Origin of the sequence: Kitasatospora phosalacinea, from assembly GCF_000716545.1 — a bacterium.
GTDB lineage: Bacteria > Actinomycetota > Actinomycetes > Streptomycetales > Streptomycetaceae > Kitasatospora > Kitasatospora phosalacinea.
Genome location: NZ_JNWZ01000075.1, coordinates 1 through 25,077, shown reverse-complemented (window position 1 = coordinate 25,077; position 25,077 = coordinate 1). Strand labels below are relative to the sequence as shown.

The following is a 25,077-nucleotide window of genomic DNA, read 5'->3' as shown; positions in this document are numbered from 1 at the left end:
GCAGATCACGGCTCAGCGGCCGCGCAGCCTCCGCACGAGGATCGACGCCTCGCCGCGCTGCTCCAGGTCCGCCAGGACCACCGAGATGGCCTCCCGGACGACCCGGCCGCGGTCGACGGCCAGGCCGTGCTCGCCGCGCAGGACCAGGCGGGCGTGCTCCAGGTCCATCAGTTCCTCGGCGGACACGTACACGGTGATCTTCTCGTCGTGGCGTTCCCGCCCGGAGGGCCGCCGGGCCCGTCCGCGGCCGCGCACCGTGGCCGACCGGCGCGCCTCTGCGGGGTCCTCCGCGCGCCCCGCAGGGGCCGCCGGGGCGGCTTCCGGTCTGGCGGCCGGCACCTCGGGGGTGCGCGGCGCGGGAGCGGCGCCCTCGCCGCTCCCGGGGGGTTCCTGCCCCGCCGGGGCGGGGCCGTTCGCGGAGGCGGTGCCGGAGCCGGAGCCGTTGCGCGCGAGCGAGGGCGACAGGGCCATTCCGCCGGTTGCCCGGAAGAGTTCGTCGGCCCCCGGAAGGCTCACTCGGCGGGGCGGCACCGGTCGAGCACCTCCCTGGCGAGCTGACGGTAGGCGGCGGCGCCGACCGAGTTGGTGGCGTAGGTGGTGATCGGCTCGCCGGCCACGGTGGTCTCCGGGAACCGGACGGTCCGGCCGATGACGGTGTGGAAGACGTGCTCGCCGAACGCCTCGACGACCCGGGCCAGCACCTCGCGCGAGTGCACGGTGCGGGAGTCGTACATGGTGGCCAGGATGCCGTCGAGCCGCAGGTCGGGGTTGAGCCGCTCGCAGACCTTCTCGATGGTCTCGGTGAGCAGCGCGACGCCGCGCAGCGCGAAGAACTCGCACTCCAGCGGGACGATGACGCTGTGCGCGGCGGTCAGCGCGTTGACGGTGAGCAGGCCCAGCGAGGGCTGGCAGTCGATGATGACGTAGTCGTAGTCGGGCAGCAGCGGCTTGAGCGCGCGGGCCAGCGCCGACTCCCGGGCGACCTCGCTGACCAGCTGCACCTCGGCGGCCGACAGGTCGATGTTGGACGGCAGCAGGTCCATGCCCGGGATGGCGGTCTTCAGCAGCACCTCGTCGGCCGTCAGGCCCCGCTCCATGAGCAGATTGTAGACGGTGACGTCGAGCTCCATCGGGTTGACGCCGAGGCCGACCGAGAGCGCGCCCTGCGGGTCGAAGTCCACCAGCAGCACCCGGCGGCCGTACTCGGCGAGCGCCGCGCCCAGGTTGATGGTGGAGGTGGTCTTGCCGACGCCGCCCTTCTGGTTGCACATCGCGATGATCTGCGCGGGGCCGTGCTCGGCGAGCGGCGCGGGGATCGGGAAGTACGGCAGCGGGCGGCCGGTCGGTCCGACCCGCTCGCGGCGCTGGCGGGCCGCGTCGGGGGCCAGGGTGGCGGCGTACTCGGGGTCGGGCTCGTACTCGGCGTCCGGGTCGTCGTAGGGCCCGTAGCCGAGCTCGCTGTAGGCCAGGCCGTACGCGGCGAAGTCGGCGTCGTAGTCGGTGGCGGCTGCCGCCGCGCTCTGGCGGGCCTCGAAGGTGCGGACCGCGACCGAGCCGACCTCCTGCGCGCCCACCGTGGCCTGCCGGGCTTCCTCGTTCGGCTGCCCGGCGGAGAGCTCCGCCAGTCCTGGCTGACCACCCCCGGGAGCAAATGTCGACTCATTCACAAGTCGTCTTACCTCCTTGGACGTCCAGGACTCTATGTCGATTCGTCAGCGTGGCAGCATGCCAACGGTTTGCGACTCTAGGCCGTTTCGGGCATTGGCAGCAACACAATCCACGGTAGTGGGCCGGTTGTGTCGGCCGTCCACCCACCCCGTGTCAAGACACGACCCTAACGTTTCCGCACGGGTAACGGGCCGTGAGGGCCCGTCAGGTGTCCTTGTCGACAGAGCGGGTGACAAACCGCACCGGAATTGACCGCCGCCGGTCACCCGGGGGCCGCCCGCCCGCCGTTCCGGGCATGCCGAAGCCCCCGGCGCGAAGGGGAAGGACGGCCGGGGGCGACAGCGGGCGAGGGGGCGTCAGGCGAGCACGCTCTCCAGGGAGACCGACTCCAGGCCGAAGGCCTCGGCGACGGCGGGGAAGGTGATCTGGCCCTCGTGCACGTTCAGGCCCTTGGCGAGCGCGGCGTCGCGGCGCAGCGCCTCCTTCCACCCGCGGTTGGCCAGCTCGACCACGTACGGCAGGGTCGCGTTGGTGAGCGCGTAGGTGGAGGTGTTCGGGACGGCGCCCGGCATGTTGGCCACGCAGTAGAAGACCGAGTTGTGGACCTGGAAGGTCGGCTCGGCGTGCGTGGTGGGGTGCGAGTCCTCGAAGCAGCCGCCCTGGTCGATGGCGATGTCGACGAGCACGGAGCCCGGCTTCATCTTGGCGACCAGCTCGTTGGTGACCAGCTTGGGGGCCTTGGCGCCCGGGATCAGCACCGCGCCGATCACCAGGTCGGCCTCGACCACGGCCTTCTCCAGCTCGAAGGAGTTGGAGACGATCGCCTTGACCTTGGTGCCGAAGACCTTGTCGGCCTCGCGCAGCTTGTTGATGTCGCGGTCGAGCAGGGTCACGTCGTAGCCCATGCCGATGGCGATGGTGGCCGCGTGCCAGCCGGAGACGCCGCCGCCGATGACGACCGCCTTGGCCGGGTGGGTGCCGGGCACGCCGCCGGGGAGCACGCCGCGGCCGCCGGCCGGGCGCATCAGGTGGTAGGAGCCGACCTGCGGGGCCAGCCGGCCCGCGACCTCGGACATCGGGGCGAGCAGCGGCAGCGCGCCGTTGGGCAGCTGCACCGTCTCGTAGGCGATCGCGGTGGTGCCGGAGGCGACCAGCGCGTCGGTGCCGGCCCGGTCGGCGGCCAGGTGCAGGTAGGTGAAGAGGGTCTGGCCCTTGCGCAGCCGGTGGTACTCGGAGGCGATGGGCTCCTTCACCTTGAGGATCATGTCGGCCGCGGCCCACACCTCGTCGGCGGTGGGGAGGATGGCCGCACCGGCGGCCACGTACTCCTCGTTGGGGATCGAGGAGCCGAGACCGGCGTTGTCCTCGATGACGACCTCGTGTCCGTTGCGGACCAGCTCATGCACGCCGGCGGGCGTGATGGCCACGCGGTACTCGTGGTTCTTGACCTCGCGGGGGATGCCGACCTTCACGGCTAACACGTCCTCTTGCCATGGGGAATACCTACCGGGGAAGACCGGTGGCGACGCACACGAAGGGCACAACGGACGGACCGGTGCATAGATCTATGCGCGACTGAGTTCGAGTGTAATGAAGCCAAGTCGGCGTGTCAGCCTTCCAAAGTGACCAAATCACTCGGACTCATTGGCAGGTTCGTAGGCTTGTACGCGCTCCGAGGCCACATTGCGGGGCGAACTCCACCTGTACGACACTACTCCGAAAGCGGACGCGAGCCCTCCCGGCCGAGGTGCCGCTGAAGACGCGCCGACAGCGCCGCGACCTCCCGCTCGCCCCGCCCGTCGCCGGTCCGGCGCAGCACCGCGGCCGCCGACCGGTACTCGCGCAGCGCCTCCTCGAAGCGCCGCAGCCCGGCGTGCGCCTCGGCCAGCCGCACCAGCAGCCGGGCCTCGGCCGGCTGGTCGCCCAGCTCCTGCCGCAGCACCAGCGCCCGCCCGTACGCGTCGGCGGCACGCAGCGGGTCGCCGAGCGCCCGGTGGCCGTGGCCCACGCCCTCCAGCGCCCGGGCGCAGCCGGCCTCGTCGCCCGCCCGCCGGGCCAGGTCGACCGCCTGGCGGTAGCGCTCGCCGGCCGGCTCCCACCGCCCGGCGGCGGCCTGCAGGTCGCCCAGGTTCAGCAGCGCGGCGGCGGCCCGGCGCGGGTTGCCCTGCCGCTCGGCGACCTTCAGCACCGACTCGTGCAGGGCGTGCAGGTCGGCGGGGGCGGCCTCGCCGGTCAGCGGCAGCGCCCGCAGCAGGGCGGTCACCAGGCGGCCCGCCGAGCCGTCCAGGTCGCCCTGCCCGACCGCGTCGGCGACCGCGGCCAGCAGCTGTTCGCGCTCCCCCAGCAGCCAGCCCTCGGCGTGCGCGGCGGTCCGCAGCCGCAGCGGTCCGGGCAGCGGGTCCGGGTTGGGGCCGGCCGCCGGGTCGAGCAGCAGCCGCGCCGAGTCGACCAGCCGCACCAGCCGCTCCAGCAGCCTGGCCCGGGCCAGCTCCACCTCGGACGGGCGGTCCAGCTCCCCGCGCAGCTCCACCAGCCGCCCGTACAGCCGGCCCGGGACGCGGTAGCGCTCGGTGCCGTCCGCGGCGTCCGGCTCGCGCTCCAGCAGCTCCAGCTCGGCGAGCGCCGCCAGCGCGGCCCCCGCCTCCGGGGCCGGGCAGCCCACCAGCGCGGACGCGGTGCGCAGGTCGACCTGCTGGCCCGGCGCCAGCGTGCACAGCCGCAGCAGCCTGGCCCGGGCCGCGGGCAGCCGCCGGTACGCCAGCTCGAACGCCCCGCGCAGCGGGTCGCCCTCCACCACCGGCACCGTCTCCCGCTCCGGGTCGGCCGGCCGCCGCGGCCCCTCCACCGGCACGGGCGCGGGCGGCGGGGCGGCGTGCAGCCGGGCCGCCGCGTCGGTCACCGCCAGCCGGGGCTCGGTGCGCAGCCAGCCCGCGGCCAGCCGCAGCGCGGCCGGGCGGTTGGCGCACGCCTCGGCGAGGTCGGCGGCGCCGACCGGGTCGCAGGAGACCCTGGTGCCGCCGACCAGCTCGCCCAGCAGGTCCACGGCGGCCCGGTGGTCCATCCCGCCGAGGATGACCGGGTCGATGCCGTCGATGCCCATCAGCGGCCCCGAGGTGGTGGCCAGCAGCAGCGAGTCGGTCTTCTCCGCCAGCAGCGGCCACACCTGCCCGGCGTCGCGGACGTCGTCCAGCAGCACCAGCGCCCTGCGCTGCCCGAGCGCCTCGCGCAGCGCCTCGCAGGCCGGGTCCTCCTCCGCGGCGCCCGGCAGCAGCACCGCGCCGGGGCGCTCCCCCAGCTGGTCCAGCAGCACCCGGGCCGCCCGCCCGGCCCCCACCCGGCTCCCGTCGGGCGCCGACATCCGCGCGTACAGCAGCCCGTCCGGGTGCTCCCCGGCCACCGACCTGGCCCACCGCACCGCGAGCGCGGTGCGCCCCGAGCCGGGCCGCCCGGCCAGCACCAGCAGCCGCCCCCGGCCCTCCGCGGGCCGCCCCGCCGCGACCGTCAGCGCCGCCAGCTCCGCGCCCCGCCCGGCGAACGGCCGGGCCCCCGCGGGCAGTGCGTCGAAGATCCCGGCCGCCTCGGCCACCGCCGCCGTCTTCCTCGCCACCCGCGCCACTCCCGACCCGTCGCCCAGCGAACCGGCCCGCTCACCGGGCCCTGTCCGCGAAGCGTAGTTCGATCACGGCGCCCAGCCGAGACGCCCCGGTATGACCAACGGCCCGATCACCCCGCCGGCGCAATCGCCGGTGCGACGGCGAACCCGGGGCGCCCTCCTCAGTACGGCCGGGCCGGCCACTGCGCGTCCGCGGGCCGCAGTGCGTCCGGGCCCTCGCCCGCCAGGACCGCGCCGAGCGCCAGGACGCCGGTGACCAGGGTCGGGTTGTGGAGTTCGCCGGCCAGGACCAGCCGGACCAGCTCCTCCCGCGGCACCCAGGCCGCCTCGATCTCCAGCTCCTCGCCGTGCGCCTCGTAGCGGTCGCCGTCCGCCTCCGACAGGTCCGTCGCGAGGAAGATCCGCACGGCCTCGTCGCTGCCGCCGGGCGAGGTGTAGAAGTCGACCAGGACGCGCCACTGCCCGGCCTTGCAGTGGGCCTCCTCGAAGAGCTCCCGCTGCGCCGCGTGCAGCGGGTTCTCCCCGGGCACGTCGAGCAGCCCCGCCGGCAGCTCCCAGAGCCGGTGCCGGACGGGGTGCCGGTACTGGCGCAGGGCCAGCACGCGGCCCCCCTCGTCGAGCGCGAGCACCGCGACCGACCCGGGGTGCAGCTGGTAGTCGCGCTGCGCCCAGCTGCCGTCGGGCATCCTGACCTGCTCGCTTCGCACGCCCGTCACCTTGCCCCGGAAGGGCGTGCGCCCGTCCCGGGCGTCCCACTCCTCGGCCACGTCGTGAATCCCGGTCACCGGAACACCACCCCTTCTCGTCAGATAGACACAATCTACCGGACGCCTCCCCCGCGACACGCCGAAGCGCCCGCCGGGAGGATCCCGACGGGCGCTTCGGCACTGCTGGGGGGCGGTCAGCCGACCTTGCGGTCGATGGCGGCCCTGACCAGGCCCGCGAACAGCGGGTGCGGGCGGGTCGGGCGCGACTTCAGCTCCGGGTGGGCCTGGGTGGCGACCAGGTAGGGGTGGACCTCGCGCGGGTACTCGACGTACTCGACCAGGTCGCCCTTCGGGGAGAGGCCGGAGAACTGCAGGCCGGTCTTCTCCAGGTCGGCGCGGTAGGCGTTGTTGACCTCGTAGCGGTGGCGGTGGCGCTCCTCGACGTACTGCTCGCCGCCGTACACCTCGCGCACGATGGAGCCCTCGGCGAGCTTCGCCGGGTACAGGCCCAGGCGCATGGTGCCGCCCAGGTCGCCCTTGCCGTCGACGATGGCCAGCTGCTCGGCCATGGTCGAGACGACCGGGTACTTCGCGGCCGGGTCGAACTCGGTGGAGTTGGCCTCGGGCAGGTCGGCCAGGTTGCGGGCGGCCTCGATGACCACGCACTGCAGGCCCAGGCACAGGCCCAGCAGCGGCACCTTGTTCTCGCGGGCGTAGGTGATCGCGGCGACCTTGCCGTCCACGCCGCGGTCGCCGAAGCCGCCGGGGATGCAGACCGCGTCCACGTCGCCGAGCTGCTCCCGCGCGCCCTCGGGGGTGACGCAGTCGTCCGAGGCGACCCACTTGATCTGCACCCGGGCGTTGTTGGCGAAGCCGCCGGCCCGCAGCGCCTCGGTGACCGAGAGGTAGGCGTCCGGCAGGTCGATGTACTTGCCGACCAGGGCGACCTTGACCTCGTGCTGCGGCTCGTGGACGCGGCGCAGCAGGTCGTCCCAGACCGTCCAGTCCACGTCGCGGAACGCCAGGTCCAGGCGGCGCACCACGTACGCGTCCAGGCCCTCGCCGTGCAGCACCTTGGGGATGTCGTAGATCGACTTGGCGTCGATCGCGGCGACCACGGCCTCCTCGTCGACGTCGCACATCAGCGAGATCTTGCGCTTGATGGCCTGCGGCACCTCGCGGTCGGCGCGCAGCACGATCGCGTCGGGCTGGATGCCGATGTTGCGCAGCGCGGCCACCGAGTGCTGGGTGGGCTTGGTCTTCAGCTCGCCGGACGGGCCGATGTACGGCAGCAGCGAGACGTGCACGAAGAAGACGTTGTCCCGGCCGACCTCGTGGCGGACCTGGCGCACCGCCTCCAGGAACGGCAGCGACTCGATGTCGCCGACCGTGCCGCCGACCTCGGTGATCACCACGTCGACGTCCTCGGTCGCCATCCGGCGGATCCGGGACTTGATCTCGTTGGTGATGTGCGGGATGACCTGGACGGTGTCGCCGAGGTACTCGCCGCGCCGCTCCTTGGCGATCACCGTGGAGTAGACCTGGCCGGTGGTGACGTTCGCCGAGCCGTGCAGGTTGGTGTCGAGGAAGCGCTCGTAGTGGCCGATGTCGAGGTCGGTCTCGGCGCCGTCGTCGGTGACGAAGACCTCGCCGTGCTGGAACGGGTTCATCGTGCCCGGGTCCACGTTGAGGTACGGGTCGAGCTTCTGCATCGTCACCCGCAGGCCGCGGGCCTTCAGCAGGGCGCCGAGGCTGGAGGCGGTGAGGCCCTTGCCGAGCGAAGAGGCGACACCCCCGGTGACGAAGAGGTGCTTGGTCGTCACGGCACGGCCGTTGGCCGACTTGCCGGAATGGGGCTGTGCCAAGAGGGGGCTCCCGTGGGTCGCGTGTCTGAGGGTGACGCCGGTGGAGGGGCTCCCGGCCCTCGTTCCCACCAGTTCCACGGGATACCAGCGTATCAGTGCCCCGGCGACTGCTCGCCCGCGTCCGGGTACACCGGCCCGCGGCGGATCGGCCGGACGGCGCATCGGGGCTGCTCGGGCGGGGTTTCCCGGCATGGCGCACGGCGCGCGCGGGCAGGCGGCCGGGGCGCGTGCCCGCGCCCGAACCACCCGAATCCACGTATTCTGCTCAAACGTCGACATCCTCGCCCGACCCTGTGCGCACCGTCCGCCGCGGGGCCCGCACGGAACGGAGAACCATGGCCGGTCGCATCGAGGACTACGCACTGATCGGGGACATGCAGACCGCGGCGCTGGTCAGCCGGGACGGCGCGGTCGACTGGCTGTGCCTGCCCCGGTTCGACTCCCCGGCGGTGTTCGCGGGCCTGCTGGGCACCGACGAGCACGGCTTCTGGCGGATCGGCCCGGCCACGCCGGTCGAGGCGCCGCCCGCCGCGCCCGAACCCCGTTCGGCCCTGCTGGACACCGGGGAGCTGCGCGTCCCGCCGGTCACCGCCGCCGCGCCCGCGGTGCCCTGCGACCGGCGCCGCTACCGGGGCGAATCGCTGGTCCTGGAGCAGGAGTGGGACACCCCGGACGGCACCGTCCGGGTGATCGACTTCATGCCGCCGCGCCACCTGCTCGGCACGCCCGACGTGCCGCAGATGATCCGGATCGTCGAGGGCCTGGCCGGTACCGTCCGGATGCGCTCGGCGGTGCGGATGCGCTTCAGCTACGGCCGGATCGTCCCCTGGGTGCACCGGGTCGAGCACCCCGAGGTCGGCCAGCGCACCGTCGCCGTCGCCGGGCCCGACTCGGTGTGGCTGGACGGCCGGGCCGAGACCTACGGGCGCGACCTGACCACGTACGCGGACTTCACCGTCGCCGCGGGCGAGCGGATCGCCTTCGGACTGACCTGGAAGCCCTCGCACGAGCCGGCCCCCGCCCCGCCGGACGCCGAGGGCGCGCTGGCCTCCACCGAGCGGTTCTGGCGCGACTGGGTCGCCCAGTGCACCTACCAGGGCCCCTACCGGGAGGCCGTGGTCCGCTCGCTGATCACCCTCAAGGCGCTCACCTACGCCCCCACCGGCGGCATCGTCGCCGCCCCCACCACCTCGCTGCCCGAGGACCTCGGCGGCGAGCGCAACTGGGACTACCGCTACACCTGGCTGCGCGACGCCGCCATCACCCTCTCCTCGCTGCTGCGCACCGGCTACCGCGAGGAGGCCAGGGCCTGGCGCGAGTGGCTGCTGCGCGCGGTGGCCGGCGACCCGGAGAACCTGCAGATCATGTACGGCATCGCCGGGGAGCGCGAACTCACCGAGTCCGAGCTCGACTGGCTGCCCGGCTACGAGGGCTCCCGCCCGGTCCGGGTCGGCAACGGCGCCGCCGGGCAGCTCCAGCTCGACGTGTACGGCGAGGTCGTCGAGGCGCTGCACCTGGCCACCATGTCCGGCCTGTCCCGGCACGACCACGCCCACCAGCTGCAGCTGCGCCTGATCGAGTACCTGGAGGACCACTGGCGCGACCCGGACGAGGGCATCTGGGAGGTCCGCGGGCCGCGCCGGCACTTCGTGCACTCCAAGGTGATGGCCTGGGTCGCCGTCGACCGCACCCTCAAGCTGCTGGCGCAGGCCGAGGAGCAGCCGCCGGGCCTGACCGAGCGCTGGACGGCGCTGCGCGCCGAGATCCACGCCGACGTGTGCGCCCGCGGCTACGACCCGCAGCGCAACACCTTCACCCAGTACTACGGCGGCAAGGAGCTGGACGCCTCGCTGCTGCTGATCCCGCAGGTCGGCTTCCTGCCGCCGGACGACAAGCGCGTCATCGGCACCATCGAGGCGATCCAGCGCGAACTGGCCACCGAGGACGGCTTCGTGCTGCGGTACCCGACGCACGACGACTCGGAGGGGAGCGACTCCGCGAACGTCGACGGCCTGTCCGGGCACGAGGGGGCGTTCCTGGCCTGCTCGTTCTGGCTGGCCGACGACCTGGCGATGATCGGCCGGGTCGGCGAGGCCCGCGAGCTGTTCGAACGGCTGCTGGCGCTCCGCAACGACCTGGGGCTGCTCGCCGAGGAGTGGGACCCGCGGGCCCGCCGCCAGGTCGGCAACTTCCCGCAGGCGTTCAGCCACGTCCCGCTGATCGACACCGCCCTGCGGCTGACCGCGGCGGGCGGCCTCGACCTCTCCTCCGGCTGACGGCCGCTCAGCCGCGGCGCTGCGCCAGCTCGTCGTAGATGGACAGCACCTGGGCGACGGTGGCCGCCTCGTCCGGCCAGGTCGCGGCCTGGGCCCGGCCGGCGGCGGCGAGCGCGGCGCGCCGGGCCGGGTCGGCGAGCAGCTCGCGGACGGCGCCGCCCAGCGCCCGCGGGTCGGCGAACGGGACCAGTACGGCGGCGTCGCCGACCAGTTCGGGCACCCCGCCGACGGCGGTGGCCACCACCGGGACGCCGGCCCGCATCGCCTCCTGGGCGACCAGCGAGCGGGCCTCCCAGCGCGAGGAGAGCACCACCAGGTCGGCGGCGGCCAGCAGGTCGGGGATGTCGGTGCGGTGGCCGAGCAGTTCGACCGCGAGCCGCTCGGCGGCGACCCGCTCGCGCAGGCCCGACCGCTCGGGGCCGTCCCCGGCCAGCAGGACGCGCGGGGCGGGGGCGCCGGGCGCGGCGAAGTGCGGGACGGCGTCGAGCAGCAGCCCGAAGCACTTCTGCGGGACGAGCCGGCCGATCGCCAGCACCACCGGGCGGCCGTCGTCGCCGTCGGGCAGCGCCTTGCGGGCGGCGTCCCGGTCGAGGGTGCCGGGCGGCATCGGCGGGGCGGCGACCGGGCCGAGGCGGGCGTCGGTGGCGCCCAGTTCGCGGGCCCGGGCGACCAGGTCGGAGGAGGCGCCGAGGAGCAGGTCGGCGGCCCGCACCACCCGGCGCTCCATCAGGCGCTGCAGGCGCCGGTCGAGCCCGGTGGTGAGCAGCGCGTGGTGCGAGGTGACCACCAGCGGCGTCTCGGGGCGCAGGCCAGGGAAGCGGCCGGCGGTGCGCAGCGCCAGGTCGGAGAGGAGGCCGGCCCGCAGGCCGTGGGCGTGCACGATGTCGGCGCCGGTGAAGGCGCGGCGCAGCTCGCCGATCGCGGTGGCGTCGCTGCGGGCGCCGGAGGTCGGGGTGATGTCGACGGTGTGCAGCCTGGCGCCGGCCGCGGAGAACCCGAACAGCCGGTCGGTGCCCTCGGGCGCGCAGACCGTGACCGTGACGCCGTGCGCGACCAGGCCCTGGGTCAGGGAGCGCACGTGGGCGCCGATACCGCCGGTCGCGGCGGCCAGGACCAGCACCACGTGCAACTGGGGGACCGCGGCGGCCCGGGCGGCGGAATGCTCCACGTCTGTTCTCGCTCCGACTCGTTGTCAGCTGGTGTCCGCTCGCCACCATGCCAGGTCGGTCCGCCTCTTGGACAGTCGGCACCGCCGCTGGCGCGTCGCCCGCGGCGGTGCCGGCGCCTTCCGGGTCAGCGGGCCCGGGCGGTGCGGGCGGCCTCCAGCAGCTCCTCCGCGTGCGCGCGGCCGAGCTCGGAATCCTCCAACCCGGCGAGCATCCTGGACAGTTCGCGTACCCGCTCCTCGTCGTTGAGGGTCTTGACGCCGCTCCGGGTGACGGTGCCGTCGTTGGTCTTCTCCACCACCAGGTGCCGGTCGGCGAACGCGGCGACCTGCGGGAGGTGGGTGACCACCACGACCTGGGCGCTGCGGGCGAGTTTGGCCAGTCGGCGGCCGATCTCGACCGCGGCCTTGCCGCCGACGCCCGCGTCGACCTCGTCGAAGAGGTAGGTGGGGACGGGGTCGGCGCCCGCGAAGACCACCTCGACGGCCAGCATGACGCGCGACAGCTCGCCGCCGGAGGCGCCCTTGGCGATCGGGCGGGGCTGCGCGCCGGGGTGCGGGGCGAGCAGCACCTCGACCTCGTCGACGCCGTGCGGGCCGTAGGAGACGCTGCGGCCGTCCAGCTCGATGCCGGCCAGGTCGTCGACCTGGCTGATCGCGAACGTCACCCGGGCGTGCGGCATGGCGAGTTCGGCGAGCTCGTCGGAGACGGCGGCGGCGAACTTGTCGGCGGCGGCGTGCCTGGCCTGCGAGACCTCGGCCGCCAGGTCGGCCAGCCGGGCGCGCAACTCGGTCTCCCGGGAGCCGAGTTCGTCGATCCGCTCGTCGTCGCCGTCGAGCTCCAGCAGCCGCGCCGAGCCGGTCTCGGCCCAGTCGATCACCTCGGCGAGGGTGCCCTCCACGCCCGCGTACTTGCGCACCAGGTGGCCCAGCACGCTGCGGCGGTCCTCGACGGCGGCCAGCCGGACCGGGTCGGCGTCCAGGTCGTCGGCGTACCCGGCGAGGTCGCCGGCCACGTCGGCGAGCAGGTAGCCGCACTCGCCGAGCCGGTCGGCCAGGGACGCCAGGCGCTCGTCGTGGTGGCGCACCGCGTCGACGGCGCGGCGGGCCTGGGCCAGCAGGGTGCCCGCGTCGACGGCCTCCGGGTCGGCGGGGTCGCCGGCCAGGGCGGCGTGCGCGAGCGTCGCGGCGGAGGACAGCGCGTCGGCGTGGCCCAGGCGCTCGGCCTCCACCGCCAGCTCGACGTCCTCCCCGGCGACCGGCTCGGCGGCGGCGATCTCCTCCAGCCCGAAGCGCAGCAGGTCGGCCTCCTGGGCCCGCTCCCGGGCCCGGGTGGTCAGCTCCTCCAGCGTCGCGGAGACCTCCCGCAGCTCCCGGTACACCTCCCGGTAGCGGGCCAGCGGCTCGGCGACGGCCTCGCCCGCGTACCGGTCCAGCGCGCCGCGCTGCCGGGACGGGCGCAGCAGGCGCTGCTGGTCGGTCTGGCCGTGCACGGCGATCAGGTCCTCACCGAGCTCGGCGAGCAGCCCGACCGGCACCGAGCGGCCGCCGACGTGCGCCCGGGAGCGGCCCTCGGCGGAGACGGTGCGGCTGACCAGCAGCTCGCCGTCGTCCAGCTCCGCGCCCGCCTCCAGCGCCCGCGCCACCACCGGCGAGGCCGGGTCGAGGGTCAACCGCCCCTCCACCACGGCCCGTTCGGAGCCGTTGCGCACCAGCGCCGGGTCGGCCCGGCCACCGAGCAGCAGACCCAGGCTGGTCACCACCATGGTCTTGCCCGCGCCGGTCTCGCCCGTGACGGCGGTGAAGCCGGGGGCCAGTTCGACCACCGCATCGTCGATGACACCCAGATCCCGTATCCGCATCTCGTCCAACACGGAGACGACCTTACGAGGTTCCACCGTCGCTTTGCGACGACCGCCCCCGTTTCACCCCTGAGTGGCGGTGCCGCCGGGGCTCCCGTCCCTAGTGCCGGGCCGTCCCGCCGGGCACGGTGAGCCGCGGCAGGAAGAACTGCACCAGCGGGCCGATCACCAGGGCGTAGGCGATCGTCCCGACGCCGAAGGTGCCGCCGAGGGCGATGCCGGTGGTCAGGACGGTCAGCTCGATGCAGGTGCGGATCAGCCGGACGGAGCGGCCGGTGCGCCGGTGCAGGCCGGTCATCAGGCCGTCGCGGGGGCCGGGGCCGAGCCGGGCGCCGATGTACAGGCCGGTGGCCAGGGCGTTGAGGACGATGCCCGCGACCAGCAGCGGGACGCGGACGGCGAGGGAGTGCAGGTGCGGGACGGCGGAGAGGGTGGCGTCCATGGCCACGCCGAGGACGAGCACGTTGCCGACGGTGCCGACGCCGGGCTTCTGCCGCAGCGGGATCCACAGCAGCAGCACCAGCGCGCCGACCAGCGTCACCCAGGTGCCGACGCTCAGGGGGACGTGCCGGGCCAGGCCCTGGTGGAAGACGTCCCACGGGTTGCCGCCGAGCGAGGAGCGCAGCACCAGGCCCATCGAGACGCCGTACAGCACCAGGCCGACGGCGAGCTGGAGGAGGCGGCGGGGCAGGCGGCGGGACGGGGCGTCCCCGGTGCGGGTCAAGGACGGGGACGGGGACAGGGAGACCGCCATCGGGTGGACCTCTTCTCGGTGTGGTGCTTGCCGCTCTCCGGCACTGCACGCCACTATGAGGAGTCCAAAACGCGCCCCGAAAGGGCCAATCTGAACCAGGTGGACTGATCAGCGATGTCCGAGTGGCACAGCACGCTCACCCCGCACGCCCTCGCCCGCCAGCTGCCCGCCGGGGACGGCCGCCGGCCCGCCTACCGGGCGCTGGCCGCCCAGGTCTCCCGGCTGGTCGCCGACGGCCGCCTCCCGGTCGGCACCCGGCTGCCCGCCGAACGCGAACTCGCCGCCGAACTGAACCTCTCCCGCACCACCGTCGCCGCCGCCTACGAGGCGCTGCGCGCGGACGGCTACCTGCGCTCGCGGCGCGGCGCCGGCTCCTGGACGGCCCTGCCCGAGGGCACCCGCCCGCCCGCCGACGCGCTGCACCCCGTCTCCCCCGACCGGGACACCGTCCTCGACCTGGGCCTGGCCGCGCCCACCGCCCCCGAGCAGCTGGGCGAAGCCGCCGCGCACGCCCTCGCCCAACTGCCCGCGTACACCGCCGGGCACGGCAACTACCCGACCGGGCTGCCGGTGCTGCGCGAGGCCGTCGCCCGCCGCTACACCGAACGCGGCCTGCCCACCGGCCCCGAACAGGTGCTGGTCACCACCGGGGCGATGAGCGCCCTGCACCTGGCCCACCAGGCGCTGCTGTCGCGCGGCGACCGGGTCGCCGTCGAGGCGCCCAGCTACGCCAACACGCTGCGCGCCCTGGAGCGGGCCGGCGCCCGCCTGGTGCCCGTCCCGCTGGTCGAGGACGGAACCGGGCGCACCGGCTGGGACCTCGCCCAGTGGCAGCGGGTGCTGCGCGGCGCCGCGCCCCGGCTGGCCTCGGTCATCCCCGACTTCCAGAACCCGACCGGCGCGCTGGTCGACGAGGAGCAGCGCCGTGCCCTGCTCGCGCACGCCCGGGCGGCCGGCACCACCGTGATCGCCGACGAGACCTGCGCCGAGCTCGGCTGGGACGTCGCCGAGCACGACCTGCCCCGGCCGCTGGCCGCGCTCGACCGGGACGCCCAGGTGATCACCGTCGGCTCGGCCGGCAAGATCCTCTGGCCCGGCCTGCGGATCGGCTGGCTGCGCGCCCAGCCGTCCCTGGTGCGGAAGCTGGCCGCCGACCGGGCGCTGTACGACCTGGGCACGCCCGTCCTGGAGCAGCTGATCGCGGCCCGGCTGCTGACCGAGCACCTGCCCGTCGTCCGGGCCGAGCGGCACGCGGGGCTGCGGGCCACCGCCGAGGCGTTCGCCCGCGAGCTGCCCCGGCACTTCCCCGACTGGCGCTTCGCCCTGCCGCCCGGCGGCCTCGCCCTGTGGGCGGCCACCCCCGGGCTGCCCGCCACCGCCCTGGCCCGGGCCGGCGAGCGGGTCGGCGTGCGGATCGCCTCCGGCGCCCGCTTCGGCGTCGACGGCGCCTTCGAGGAGCACCTGCGGCTGCCGCTCACCCTGCCCGCCGCGCGCGTCCCCGACGCGCTGCGCCGGATCGCCGGGGCCGCCGACCTGGCCCGCACCGAACGCCTCGCCGGCGGGGACCAAGCCCCCGCCGGGCTCTGAGCGCGCGTCAACCCCCCTCGCGGGGCCGTCAGTTCTCCGAGCGGCCGCGCCAACCCGTCACCGGCAGCGCGAACTTGGCGACCAGCCGGTCCGTGAACGGTGCCCGGTGCAGCCGGGCCAGCCGCACCGGCGTCTTGCCCCGGCGCACCTCCACCCGCGCCCCGGCCGGGAGTTCGACCGAGCGGCGGCCGTCGCACCACAGCACCCCGTGCGGGGTCTTCGGCTGCACCTCCACCGCCAGCACCGAGTCCGGCGAGGTCACCAGCGGGCGGGCGAACAGCGCGTGCGCGCTGATCGGCACCATCAGCAGCGCCTCCACCTCCGGCCACACCACCGGCCCGCCGCCGGAGAACGCGTACGCGGTGGAGCCCGTCGGCGTGGACAGCACCACCCCGTCGCAGCCGAAGTTCGACACCGGGCGGCCGTCCACCTCGGTGACCACCTCCAGCATCCGCTCCCGGGCCGCCTTCTCCACCGACGCCTCGTTCAGCGCCCAGTCCTCGTGCAGCACGTCACCGTTGGTGCGCACCAGGACGTCGATGGTCATCCGCTCCTCGACCTCGTAGTCCGCGGCCACCACCCGTTCGACCACGGTCGCCAGGTCGTCGCGCTCGGCCTCGGCGAGGAAACCCACCCGGCCCAGGTTGATGCCGAGCATCGGCAGCCCCGACTCGCGGGCCAGTTCGGCGCCGCGCAGCAGCGTGCCGTCCCCGCCCGCGACCAGGATCAGCTCGCAGCCGTCCGCCGCGCCGTGCCCGCCGGGCACCAGCTCCACCCCGTCCGGCAGGTCCAGGCCCACCGCCTCGGTCTCCAGCAGCCGGATCCGGATCCCCGCCCGCAGCAGGCCGTCCACCAAGCCCTCCACGCTGCGCAGGGCCGCCTCCCGGCCGGTGTGCGCGATCAGGAAGACCGTTCGACGATCGCTCATTCCCCGCTGCCCTCTCCCTACGCCCGCCGGGTCACCGCGGCCCGGCCACGACCTGCCAGTCTGCGCAACGCCCGGACGCCTGCCAAGTACCCTACTTGGGGCCCTCGGCCACGGCCCGGTCCGCCGCCGCCGGATCCAGTGGCGGCGCGTCCCGGCGCAGCCACAGGAAGTACTCCACGTTCCCCGACGGCCCCGGCAGCGGCGACGCCGCCACCGCCCGCACGCCCAGGCCCACCGCCCACGCCTGCCCCGCGACCTGCCGGATCGTCTCCGCCCGCAGCTCCGGCGAGCGCACCACCCCGCCCGAGCCCAGGCGCTCCTTGCCGATCTCGAACTGCGGCTTCACCATCAGCACCAGGTCCGCGTCCGGCGCCGCGCAGCGGGCCAGGGCGGGCAGCACCAGGCCCAGCGAGATGAACGACAGGTCGCCCACCACCAGGTCGACCGGCTCGCCGCCGATCAGCTCCGGCGTCAGCTCCCGCACGTTGGTGCGGTCCATCACCGTCACCCGCTCGTCGCTCTGCAACGACCAGGCCAGCTGCCCGTAGCCGACGTCCACCGCCAGCACGTGCGCCGCGCCCGCGCGCAGCAGCACGTCCGTGAACCCGCCGGTGGACGCGCCCGCGTCCAGCGCCCGGCGCCCCTCCACCACCAGGCCCTGCGGCACGAACGCCGCGAACGCGCCCGCCAGCTTGTGCCCGCCGCGCGACACGTAGTCCGGGTCGGCGTCGTCCTTGGCGACCACCACCGCCGCCGCGGTCTCCACCTGCGTCGCGGGCTTGGTCGCCACCGCCCCGGCCACCGTCACCCGGCCCGCCGCGATCAGCTCGCTCGCGTGCTCCCGCGAACGGGCCAGCTTGCGGCGCACCAGCTCCGCGTCCAGACGGCGTCGTGCCACTGCCACTGCTACGTCAGCTCCCACATCGGAGTGTCCTCACCCGCGGTCCAGCGCCGCGAGGGTCGCGGCGAGCCGCGCATGGACATCTTCGTACACCTCGGCCCACCGCTCCGCCCCCGCCCCGTCCGGCGGCCCCAGCCGGGCCAACACCTCGTCCACCCCGGGCTCCCCCGTACGGACGACCTGCTCACTCACCGCCGCCACCCGCCTCCGGCGCGGGCTTCGCCGAGGCGCGCTTCGCCGAAACGCGCTTCGCGGCCGGGGCCTTCTTCGCCGCGGCCTTGCGGGCCGGCGCCTTCGCCCCGGGCGGCTGCGCGCTCGCGGCGGCCACCACCGCCGCGCCCTCGGCGGCCGAGACCGGAGCCGCCTTCCGCGCAGGCGCCCTCTTGGCCGGCGCCTTCTTCGCGGGGGCCTGCTTCGCGGGGGCCTTCTTCGCGGGGGTCTTCTTCGCGGGCAGCGGCGCGCCCGGCAACGCGTCCGCGAGCGCCTCGGCCGGGGCTCCGGCGGGCTGCGCGGCGGGCGAGGCGGCAGCCGGGTTCCGCACCGGGGCCGACGGCTGCGCGGCGGACTTCTTGGCGGCCACCTTCTTCGCCACCGTCCGCGGCGTCACGACCGGCTCCCCGCCCGGCGCCGCGGCCGCCTCGCGCGGCACCGAGCGCTGCGCCGTCGCCTGCTTGGCCGCCGCACCCTTGCGGGCGGCGGCCTTCTTCACGCCCGACGCCGAACCGGCCGCCTGCTTGCGGGCCACCACCTTGCGGGCCGTCGCCTTCCGGCCCCTGGCCGGGGCCTCCGCCGCCGCGCCCCCGGCCGGGGCCTCCGGCTCCGCGTCCCAGCCCGCGTCGAACAGACCCTGGGCCCGTGCCGCCGGACGGACCACCGGCTGCTCCTCGGGCTCCTCCTCCGGCGGCTCCTGCGCCGTCGCCGCCGGCGTCTCCTCTTCGACCTCCCGCAGCTTCGACTCCAGGAAGCTCAGCACCACGCCGACCTTCACCACCTGGTCGCCGACCTTCTCGAACACCCGCTCCACCTCGCCCCGGGCCACCCCGGACACCAGGTCGACCCCGGCCCGCCCGGCCGTCACCACCTCCCCGGCGATCACCCGCAACTGCTCGACGCCGGGCGGCAGTTCACCGCCCTTCTGGAGCAGCCCCCCGGCCGTGTCCAGCACCCGGCGGCCCGCCTCCTCGACCAGCTCGCCCGCCACCACCAGTACGCCCCGCACACCCCGCACCGCGTCCTGCAGCATCCGTCCGCCTCCTCTGCGCCCCGATATTGCCCACACCGACTGCCCGCACCGACGCTACCCGTTCCCGGCCGCCGCCGTACGGCGCTGCGCTAGCGTGGGGCGCAGAACGACCACCGACAGGAGCAAGCCGCCCATGGCCACCATCGAGGAGTGCCGCACCGCGCTGGAGCAGCTCAGCCGCAACCTCGCGGCCGCCGGCGGCGACATCCGCAAGGCCACCGCCCTCGACCGCTCCCTCAGCTGCCACCTCACCGACCTCGGCCTGACCTTCACCGGCCGCCTCGCCGACGGCCGGCTCACCGGCATCACCGACGCCCCCGGCCCGCCCGCCACCAAGGCCGACATCAGGCTCACCACCACCGGCGACGACCTGGTCGCCCTGGTCGACGGCAAGCTGGCCTTCCCCACCGCCTGGGCCACCGGCCGCCTCAAACTGGACGCGAGCCTCCGCGACCTGCTGCGCCTGCGCACCCTGCTCTGAACCGGCCGCCCGCCGGGGGCGAGCCCGCCTTCGTCGCCACCAGCACCGCGCCGCACACCGACCGGCCGGCGGGCCCGCGCCGTCCGCCCCCGGCAGCACCGCGCGGCCCCGCCCGTCGGTCCGACCGTCACTCCGCCGCGGGCAGCCCCGCCAGGGCCTTCGCCGACTCGGGCGCCGCGCCGTCGTGCGCGTCCGCCCACGTCCAGGCCGCCGCGCACAGCGCCCGCAGCGCGTCGATCCGGGTGCCCGCGCCGTCCAGCACCAGCACCCCGCCGTCCGCGCCCGCCGTCCAGCCGCCGCAGCCGAACCGGCCGCCGCCGGCCGCCGCCACCTCGGGCTGCGCCTCCAGCAGGCCCCGCAGGTCCTCGGCCAGGAACGTCGGACGGTGCTGGACCGGCGCGGCGAGCACCTGCTCGGGGGTGGCGACGCCGGTGAACACCAGCAGCGAGTCCACCCCGCCGTTGAACGCGCCCTCGATGTCGGTGTCCAGCCGGTCGCCGACCACCAGCGGACGCTTCGCGCCCGTCCGCAGCACCGTCTCCCGGTGCATCGGCGGCAGCGGCTTGCCCGCCACCTCCGGCACCGCGCCGGTCGCCGCCCGCACCGCCGCCACCAGCGTCCCGTTGCCCGGGGCGATGCCGCGCGCCGTCGGGATCGACAGGTCCGTGTTCGAGGCCACCCACGGCAGCCCCCGGCCCACCGCGTACGAGGCCTCCGCCAGGTCCGCCCAGCCCACCGACGGGTCGTAGCCCTGCACCACCGCCGCCGGGTCGTCCTCCAGCGAGCGCACCGGCACCAGCCCGCGCTCCTCCAGCGCCTCCAGCAGGCCCGCCCCGCCGATCACCAGCACCCGCGACCCGGCCGGCACCTTCTCCGCCACCAGCCGCGCCGCCGCCTGCGCCGAGTTGATCACGTCGGCCGGCTCGGCCGGCACGCCCAGCTCCGTCAGGTGCTCCGCCACCACCCGCGGCGGCCGCGACGCGTTGTTGGTGACGTACGCCAACCGCATCCCGGCCGCCCGCGCCCGGTCCAGCGACTCCACCGCGTGCCCGATCGCGTGCGGCCCGGCGTACACCACGCCGTCCAGGTCCAGCAGCGCCGTGTCGTACGCCTCCGTCAGCGCCACCGCACTGGCCCCCGGCACGCTCCGCACCGCCGCGGCGTTCTCCGTCATCGCTGCTCCACCCTCGTCACCTCGAACCGAACCGGACACCCGCCACCCTATGGCGCGGCCGGATCCTCCGGCGGAGCCAGGTACCCGGGGGCCCCCGGCAGCAGCGGACCGTACGCCCCCGCCCGGGCCGCCAGCGTCGCCCTGGTCTGCCGCAGCGCCGCCTGGTAGTGCCGGTTGCCCGGCTGCATCGCCACCGCCAGCGCCAGGTGCTCCGCCGAGGTCTCGAAGTCGCCCAGCCGGGCCGCCGACACCCCCCAGCCGAACTGCGCGTAGTCGTCGGACGGGTCGGCCTCCGCCACCGCCCGGAAGCTCTCCAGCGCCTGCCCGTACTGCCCCGCGTCGAACTGCGCCCGCGCCAGCGCCTCCCGGATCGACCCCGAACCGGGCTCGGCCTCCGCCGCCCGCGCCAGCAGCTGCACCGCCGCCGCCGGGTGCTTCTCCTCCAGCAGCCGCACCCCGCGCCGGTACCAGTCGTACACCCCGCCGCCCGGCACCCCGCCCCCGTTCCCGTTCCGGCTCCCGCCGTCCTCGTGCTCCAGGTGACCCATCCCCAGCTACCCCGCTTCCCGCTCGTCCCGCTCGCCCGCCCACGGCCTGGACGTCCGCCTCCGACGCGATCTCCCAACAAGGCCTACCCGGCTAACATGCCCAGAATGAGCGCCCCTCGTGCCGAAACCGGCAACGAGCCCTCGGGCGGCCCCGGAGACCCCGGGCACGTCGCCACCGCAGGGCTGTCCCTGTCCCCGTTCCGCGGCCTGCGCTACGACCCGCACCGGGTCGGTGACCTGGCCGCGGTCACCTCCCCGCCGTACGACGTGGTCGACCCCGGACGGCGCCTGGACCTGGAGACCGCGGACCCGCACAACATCGTCCGGCTGATCCTCCCCCGCCCCGAACCCGAGGACGCCGGCGACCGCCCCGACCGCGACACCCGCTACCGGCACGCCGCCCGCCTGCTCCGCGACTGGCGCCGGCAGGGCGTCCTGACCGCCGATCCGCGACCCGCCCTGTACGTCTACGAGCAGCGCACCCCCTCCGGCACCCTCCAGCGCGGCCTGATCGGCGCCCTCGCCGTCAGCGGCCCCGAGGCGGGCGTCGTCCTCCCGCACGAGGACGTCATGCCCAAGCCGGTCGCCGACCGGGTCGGCCTGATGCGCACCACCCGCGCCAACCTCGAACCGCTGCTGCTCACCTACCGCGGCCACGGCCGCGCCGCCGAGGTCGTCGACCGCACCGCCGCCACCGAACCGCTGCTCGCCACCACCACCAGCGACGGCACCCACCACCGGCTGTGGGCCGTCACCGACCCCGCCGAACTGGCCGCCGTCACCCGCGACCTGGCCACCTGCCGCGCCCTGATCGCCGACGGCCACCACCGCTGGGAGATGTACCTGCGGCTGCAGCGCGAACACCGCCACCTCCCCCGCAGCCCCTGGGACCGCGGCCTGGTCCTGCTCGTCGACACCGACCGCTACCCGCTGCGGGTCCGCGCCATCCACCGCGTCCTGCAGCGCCTCCCGCTCGACGCCGCGCTCACCGCCCTGGACCCCGCCGCCTGGCGCGTCACCGACCTGCCCGGCCCCCTCCCCGAGGCCCTGAACGCCCTCGCCGAGGCCCACCGCTCCCCCGGAAACTCCTTCGTCCTCACCGCCGGCGACGGCCGCTTCCACCTACTCACCGGCCCCGACGAGGCCACCCTCACCGACGCCGTCCGCACCGACCGACCCGAGCAGTGGCGCCGCCTGGACGCCACCGTCCTGCACGCCGTCCTGCTCGACCGCACCTGGCACGTCCCCGACAGCCCCGAGCACATCGGCTACCTGCACTCCGCCGAGGCCGCCGTCCGCGAGGCCGCCCGCACCGGCGGCACCGCCGTCCTGCTCCACCCCGTCGAGGAACGCGTGGTGCGCCGCCTCGCCGAGCAGGGCGTCACCATGCCCCGCAAGTCCACCTCCTTCGGCCCCAAGCCGGCCACCGGACTGGTCCTGCGCTCCCTCGAACTCGGCTGACCGCTCCGCACCCGGAAACGGGAAAGGCCCCCGCTCCTACCCGGAACGGGGGCCTTCCTCAGCTGCTCGTCAGCCCTGCTTCGGCTGCTCCTCGAACGAGTCCTCGTCGTAGTCCTCGTCGACCTCGAGGTCGTCCTCGTCGTAGAACTCCTCGACGTCCTCCTCGTCCTCGAAGATCATCCGGTCGTCGCCGACGTCGTCCTTGTCGATCTGACGGCGCACCGGCTCCACGGCCTCCGCGCCCTCGTCCTCGGACTCCTCGTCCAGCGCGTCGGTGAACTCCACGCCGTCGATCTCCGCCAGCCGCTCGGCCGCGTTGGTCGACCCGTCCGTGTCCGCCTCCACGGCCTTCACGAACCACTCCCGGGCCTCGTCCGCCCGACCCGCCGCGATCAGCGCGTCCGCGTAGGCGTAGCGCAGCCGCGCCGTCCACGGGTGGATCGCCGAGGACGCCAGCTCCGGGCTCTGCAGCGTCACGACGGCCGCGTCGAACTGCTCCAGGTCCGCCCGGGCACCCGCCGCGACCAGCCGCATCTCGACCTGACCGGCCTTGTCCAACTGCTTCACCTCGGGCTCGCCTGCCATCGCCAGCGCCCGCTCCGGCCGGCCGAGACCGCGCTCGCAGTCCGCCATCACCGGCCACAGGTCGACCCGCCCGGTCATCCGCTTCGCCGCCCGGAACTCGGTCAGCGCCTCCGCGTACCGCTGCGTCATGTACGAGGCGAACCCGGCCGCCTCGCGCACGCTCGCCACCCGCGACGCCAGCCGCAGCGCGACCCGCGAGTAGTTGTAGGCCTCCTCCGGCTCGCTGTCGAGCAGCCGCGCCACCATCACCAGGTTGCGCGCCACGTCGTCCGCCAGCGTCTTCGGCAGGCTCTTCAGGTCCTGCTTGACGTCCGCGTCGATCTCGAACCCGGTCACGTCGTCCGGGATCGGCAGCCGCTTCACCGGCTCCTGGCGCCGCTCGTCGTACCCACCGCGCTCACCGCGGTCGTACCCGCCCCCGCGCGGACGGTCGTCCCGCCCGCCCCGGAAGCCGCCCCGGTCCCCACGGTCGTCCCGGTTGCCCCGGTACCCGCCCCGGTCGTCGCGACCGCCACGGAAACCGCCGCCCTGGGGACGGTCGTCGCGACGCTCGAAACCGCCACTGCGCTGCGGACGGTCGTCCCGGGTGCCGCGGTAGCCGCCACCCTGGGGGCGGTCGTCGCGACGCTCGAAACCACCGCTGCGCTGCGGACGGTCGTCCCGGTCACGGCTGCCACCGTAGGAGGGCCGGTCCTCACGGGGACGGTAGCCGCCGCCACCCTGCGGACGGTCGTCCCGGCCGCCACGGAAACCGCCACCCTGCGGGCGGTCGTCACGGCGCTCGAAACCACCACTGCGCTGCGGACGGTCATCGAACGACCGCTCCTCGCGCGGACGGTAGCCGCCGCCCTGCGGACGGTCCTCACGGGGACGGTAGCCGCCGCCCTGCGGACGGTCCTCACGGGGACGGTAGCCGCCGCCCTGCGGACGGTCATCCCGGCCGCCCCGGAAGCCGCCACCCTGCGGGCGGTCGTCACGGCGCTCGAAACCACCGCTGCGCTGGGGACGGTCATCGCGGTTGCCCCGGAAGCCGCCACCCTGGGGACGGTCGTCGCGACGCTCGAACCCGCCACTGCGCTGCGGACGGTCATCGCGGTCGCGGTAGCCGCCACCCTGCGGACGGTCCTCACGGGGACGGTAGCCGCCGCCCTGCGGACGGTCATCCCGGGGACGGTAACCGCCGCCGCCCTGCGGACGGTCATCGCGGTTGCCCCGGAAACCGCCACCCTGGGGACGGTCGTCGCGACGCTCGAACCCGCCACTGCGCTGCGGACGGTCGTCCCGGTCGCGGTAGCCGCCACCCTGCGGACGGTCCTCACGGGGACGGTAGCCACCGCCACCCTGCGGACGATCGTCCCGGCCGCCCCGGAAACCGCCACCCTGCGGGCGGTCGTCACGACGCTCGAAACCGCCCTGGGGACGGTCGTCACGGCGGAAGCCACCGCGGTCGCCACCCTGCGGGCGGTCGTCACGCGAGCGGTAACCGCCGCCGCCACCACCGCCGCCGTAGGACGGCCGGTCGTCACGCGAGCGGTAGCCACCGCCACCGCTACCGCCCTGCGGACGGTCGTCACGGTTGCCGCGGTAACCACCGCCGCCACCGCCGCCGTACGACGGCCGGTCGTCACGCGAGCGGAAGCCCCCGCGGTCGCCGCCACGGTCACCGCGGTCGTCACGACCCCGGTAGCCGCCGCTTTCGCCACGGTCGTCACGACGCGGGCCACGGTCGTTCGACCAGCCCCCGCGCGACCTGGGCTCGTACCCCCGGCCGCCGTCGTTACGGCGCTCGGGCCGGTCCTGGGGCGGGTTCGACATTCTGGTGACTCCTGTCTGCACACTGCGAGTTCGAGAGGCGCCACTGCCGATCCACCGACACCAGCGCGAGATCCGGACGCCCTCCGGACCCACCAGGGTCCGGAACGTCCGCCTTGTCCTCGGCGGCGTCCTACTCTCCCACAGGGTCCCCCCTGCAGTACCATCGGCGCTATGAGGCTTAGCTTCCGGGTTCGGAATGTAACCGGGCGTTTCCCTCATGCTATGACCACCGAAACCCTATCGGGTATTCAGCGAACACACTTTTCAGTTGAAAGTTGTGTTACTTACCTGGCGGAGCCAAGAATTAGGCTCCATGCCGGCGATAGCTGTTCGCTACCCGGGAACCACACAGTGAACGCGAGCGTCTGAGGACAAGCCCTCGGCCTATTAGTACCGGTCAACTCCACCCCTCACGGGGCTTCCATATCCGGCCTATCAACCCAG

Annotated in this window: 21 protein-coding genes and 1 rRNA gene; 4 read left to right on the top strand and 18 right to left on the bottom strand. The window is 75.1% G+C overall.

The features are described 5' to 3' along the window. Positions 1-12: 12 nt before the first annotated feature. The 6 genes from OO48_RS28810 to OO48_RS28785 form a co-directional block, all read right to left on the bottom strand. Complete coding sequence (locus OO48_RS28810; RefSeq protein ID WP_209439555.1) at positions 13-471, bottom strand: hypothetical protein; 459 nt, start codon at positions 469-471, stop codon at positions 13-15. 41 nt (positions 472-512) lie between these two features. Then, positions 513-1,574, bottom strand: a complete 1,062-nt coding sequence (locus OO48_RS28805; protein ID WP_033221523.1) for a ParA family protein — start codon at positions 1,572-1,574, stop codon at positions 513-515. Positions 1,575-2,024: 450 nt separating this feature from the next. Then, positions 2,025-3,140, bottom strand: a complete 1,116-nt coding sequence (gene ald / locus OO48_RS28800; protein WP_033221518.1) for an alanine dehydrogenase — start codon at positions 3,138-3,140, stop codon at positions 2,025-2,027. Between the two features lie 239 nt (positions 3,141-3,379). Beyond that, the gene (locus OO48_RS28795; protein ID WP_157845562.1) at positions 3,380-5,275 is read right to left on the bottom strand and encodes a tetratricopeptide repeat protein; all 1,896 of its coding nucleotides are present in this window, start codon (positions 5,273-5,275) and stop codon (positions 3,380-3,382) included. Between the two features lie 167 nt (positions 5,276-5,442). Further along, positions 5,443-6,066, bottom strand: a complete 624-nt coding sequence (locus OO48_RS28790) for an NUDIX domain-containing protein (RefSeq protein WP_051733028.1) — start codon at positions 6,064-6,066, stop codon at positions 5,443-5,445. Positions 6,067-6,182: 116 nt separating this feature from the next. After that, entirely contained in the window at positions 6,183-7,853 is a 1,671-nt protein-coding gene (locus tag OO48_RS28785; RefSeq protein WP_280842439.1) for a CTP synthase, read from the bottom strand. Positions 7,854-8,188: 335 nt separating this feature from the next. Here OO48_RS28785 and OO48_RS28780 point away from each other — a divergent pair, with 335 nt between their 5' ends. Further along, the gene (locus OO48_RS28780; RefSeq protein ID WP_033221514.1) at positions 8,189-10,129 is read left to right on the top strand and encodes a glycoside hydrolase family 15 protein; all 1,941 of its coding nucleotides are present in this window, start codon (positions 8,189-8,191) and stop codon (positions 10,127-10,129) included. Between the two features lie 7 nt (positions 10,130-10,136). Here the strand turns inward: OO48_RS28780 and OO48_RS28775 are convergent, their stop codons facing one another. The 3 genes from OO48_RS28775 to yczE form a co-directional block, all read right to left on the bottom strand. Next, positions 10,137-11,297, bottom strand: a complete 1,161-nt coding sequence (locus OO48_RS28775) for a glycosyltransferase family 4 protein (RefSeq protein ID WP_033221512.1) — start codon at positions 11,295-11,297, stop codon at positions 10,137-10,139. Between the two features lie 125 nt (positions 11,298-11,422). After that, positions 11,423-13,156 (bottom strand): DNA repair protein RecN, encoded by a 1,734-nt coding sequence (recN, locus tag OO48_RS28770; RefSeq protein WP_033221551.1) that lies wholly within the window; start codon positions 13,154-13,156, stop codon positions 11,423-11,425. Between the two features lie 100 nt (positions 13,157-13,256). Continuing rightward, positions 13,257-13,910: a membrane protein YczE gene (gene yczE / locus OO48_RS28765; RefSeq protein WP_033221510.1), complete on the bottom strand. Its 654-nt coding sequence runs from the start codon at positions 13,908-13,910 to the stop codon at positions 13,257-13,259. Positions 13,911-14,024: 114 nt separating this feature from the next. On the opposite strand from yczE, the gene yczR reads away from it, so the two are divergent. After that, on the top strand, positions 14,025-15,497 hold the full coding sequence (gene yczR / locus OO48_RS28760) for a MocR-like transcription factor YczR (RefSeq protein WP_033221508.1): 1,473 nt from the start codon (positions 14,025-14,027) through the stop codon (positions 15,495-15,497). A 28-nt stretch (positions 15,498-15,525) separates the two neighbouring features. On the opposite strand, the gene OO48_RS28755 is transcribed toward yczR, so the two are convergent. From OO48_RS28755 to OO48_RS38625, 4 genes are all read right to left on the bottom strand, one after another. Further along, a complete protein-coding gene (locus OO48_RS28755; protein ID WP_033221507.1) occupies positions 15,526-16,425 on the bottom strand; it encodes an NAD kinase in 900 nt (299 codons plus the stop codon). Positions 16,426-16,516: 91 nt separating this feature from the next. Beyond that, a complete protein-coding gene (locus tag OO48_RS28750; protein WP_033221505.1) occupies positions 16,517-17,323 on the bottom strand; it encodes a TlyA family RNA methyltransferase in 807 nt (268 codons plus the stop codon). A 36-nt stretch (positions 17,324-17,359) separates the two neighbouring features. Next, positions 17,360-17,518: a hypothetical protein gene (locus OO48_RS38630; RefSeq protein ID WP_157845561.1), complete on the bottom strand. Its 159-nt coding sequence runs from the start codon at positions 17,516-17,518 to the stop codon at positions 17,360-17,362. After that, complete coding sequence (locus OO48_RS38625; protein ID WP_051733027.1) at positions 17,511-18,569, bottom strand: hypothetical protein; 1,059 nt, start codon at positions 18,567-18,569, stop codon at positions 17,511-17,513. Before OO48_RS38625 ends, OO48_RS38630 begins: the two co-directional genes overlap by 8 nt. 133 nt (positions 18,570-18,702) lie before the next feature. On the opposite strand from OO48_RS38625, the gene OO48_RS28740 reads away from it, so the two are divergent. Next, positions 18,703-19,050: an SCP2 sterol-binding domain-containing protein gene (locus tag OO48_RS28740; RefSeq protein WP_033221502.1), complete on the top strand. Its 348-nt coding sequence runs from the start codon at positions 18,703-18,705 to the stop codon at positions 19,048-19,050. Positions 19,051-19,177: 127 nt separating this feature from the next. Here OO48_RS28740 and OO48_RS28735 read toward each other — a convergent pair whose 3' ends face one another. Both OO48_RS28735 and OO48_RS28730 read right to left on the bottom strand, forming a co-directional pair. Next, entirely contained in the window at positions 19,178-20,224 is a 1,047-nt protein-coding gene (locus OO48_RS28735; protein ID WP_033221500.1) for an HAD-IIA family hydrolase, read from the bottom strand. A gap of 47 nt (positions 20,225-20,271) precedes the next feature. Further along, complete coding sequence (locus tag OO48_RS28730) at positions 20,272-20,772, bottom strand: tetratricopeptide repeat protein (RefSeq protein ID WP_033221498.1); 501 nt, start codon at positions 20,770-20,772, stop codon at positions 20,272-20,274. 105 nt (positions 20,773-20,877) lie between these two features. Between OO48_RS28730 and OO48_RS28725 the strand changes: the two genes are divergently transcribed. After that, the gene (locus OO48_RS28725) at positions 20,878-22,233 is read left to right on the top strand and encodes a DUF1015 family protein (protein ID WP_081952451.1); all 1,356 of its coding nucleotides are present in this window, start codon (positions 20,878-20,880) and stop codon (positions 22,231-22,233) included. Positions 22,234-22,302: 69 nt separating this feature from the next. Here OO48_RS28725 and OO48_RS28720 read toward each other — a convergent pair whose 3' ends face one another. The 3 genes from OO48_RS28720 to rrf all read right to left on the bottom strand — a co-directional run bounded on the left by OO48_RS28720 (position 22,303) and on the right by rrf (position 24,867). Continuing rightward, a complete protein-coding gene (locus OO48_RS28720; RefSeq protein ID WP_033221496.1) occupies positions 22,303-23,181 on the bottom strand; it encodes a tetratricopeptide repeat protein in 879 nt (292 codons plus the stop codon). After that, complete coding sequence (locus tag OO48_RS28715) at positions 23,178-24,530, bottom strand: hypothetical protein (RefSeq protein WP_157845560.1); 1,353 nt, start codon at positions 24,528-24,530, stop codon at positions 23,178-23,180. The genes OO48_RS28720 and OO48_RS28715 overlap by 4 nt, the downstream gene beginning before the upstream one ends. 220 nt (positions 24,531-24,750) lie before the next feature. Further along, positions 24,751-24,867, bottom strand: a 5S ribosomal RNA gene (gene rrf / locus OO48_RS28710). Positions 24,868-25,077 lie beyond the last annotated feature (210 nt).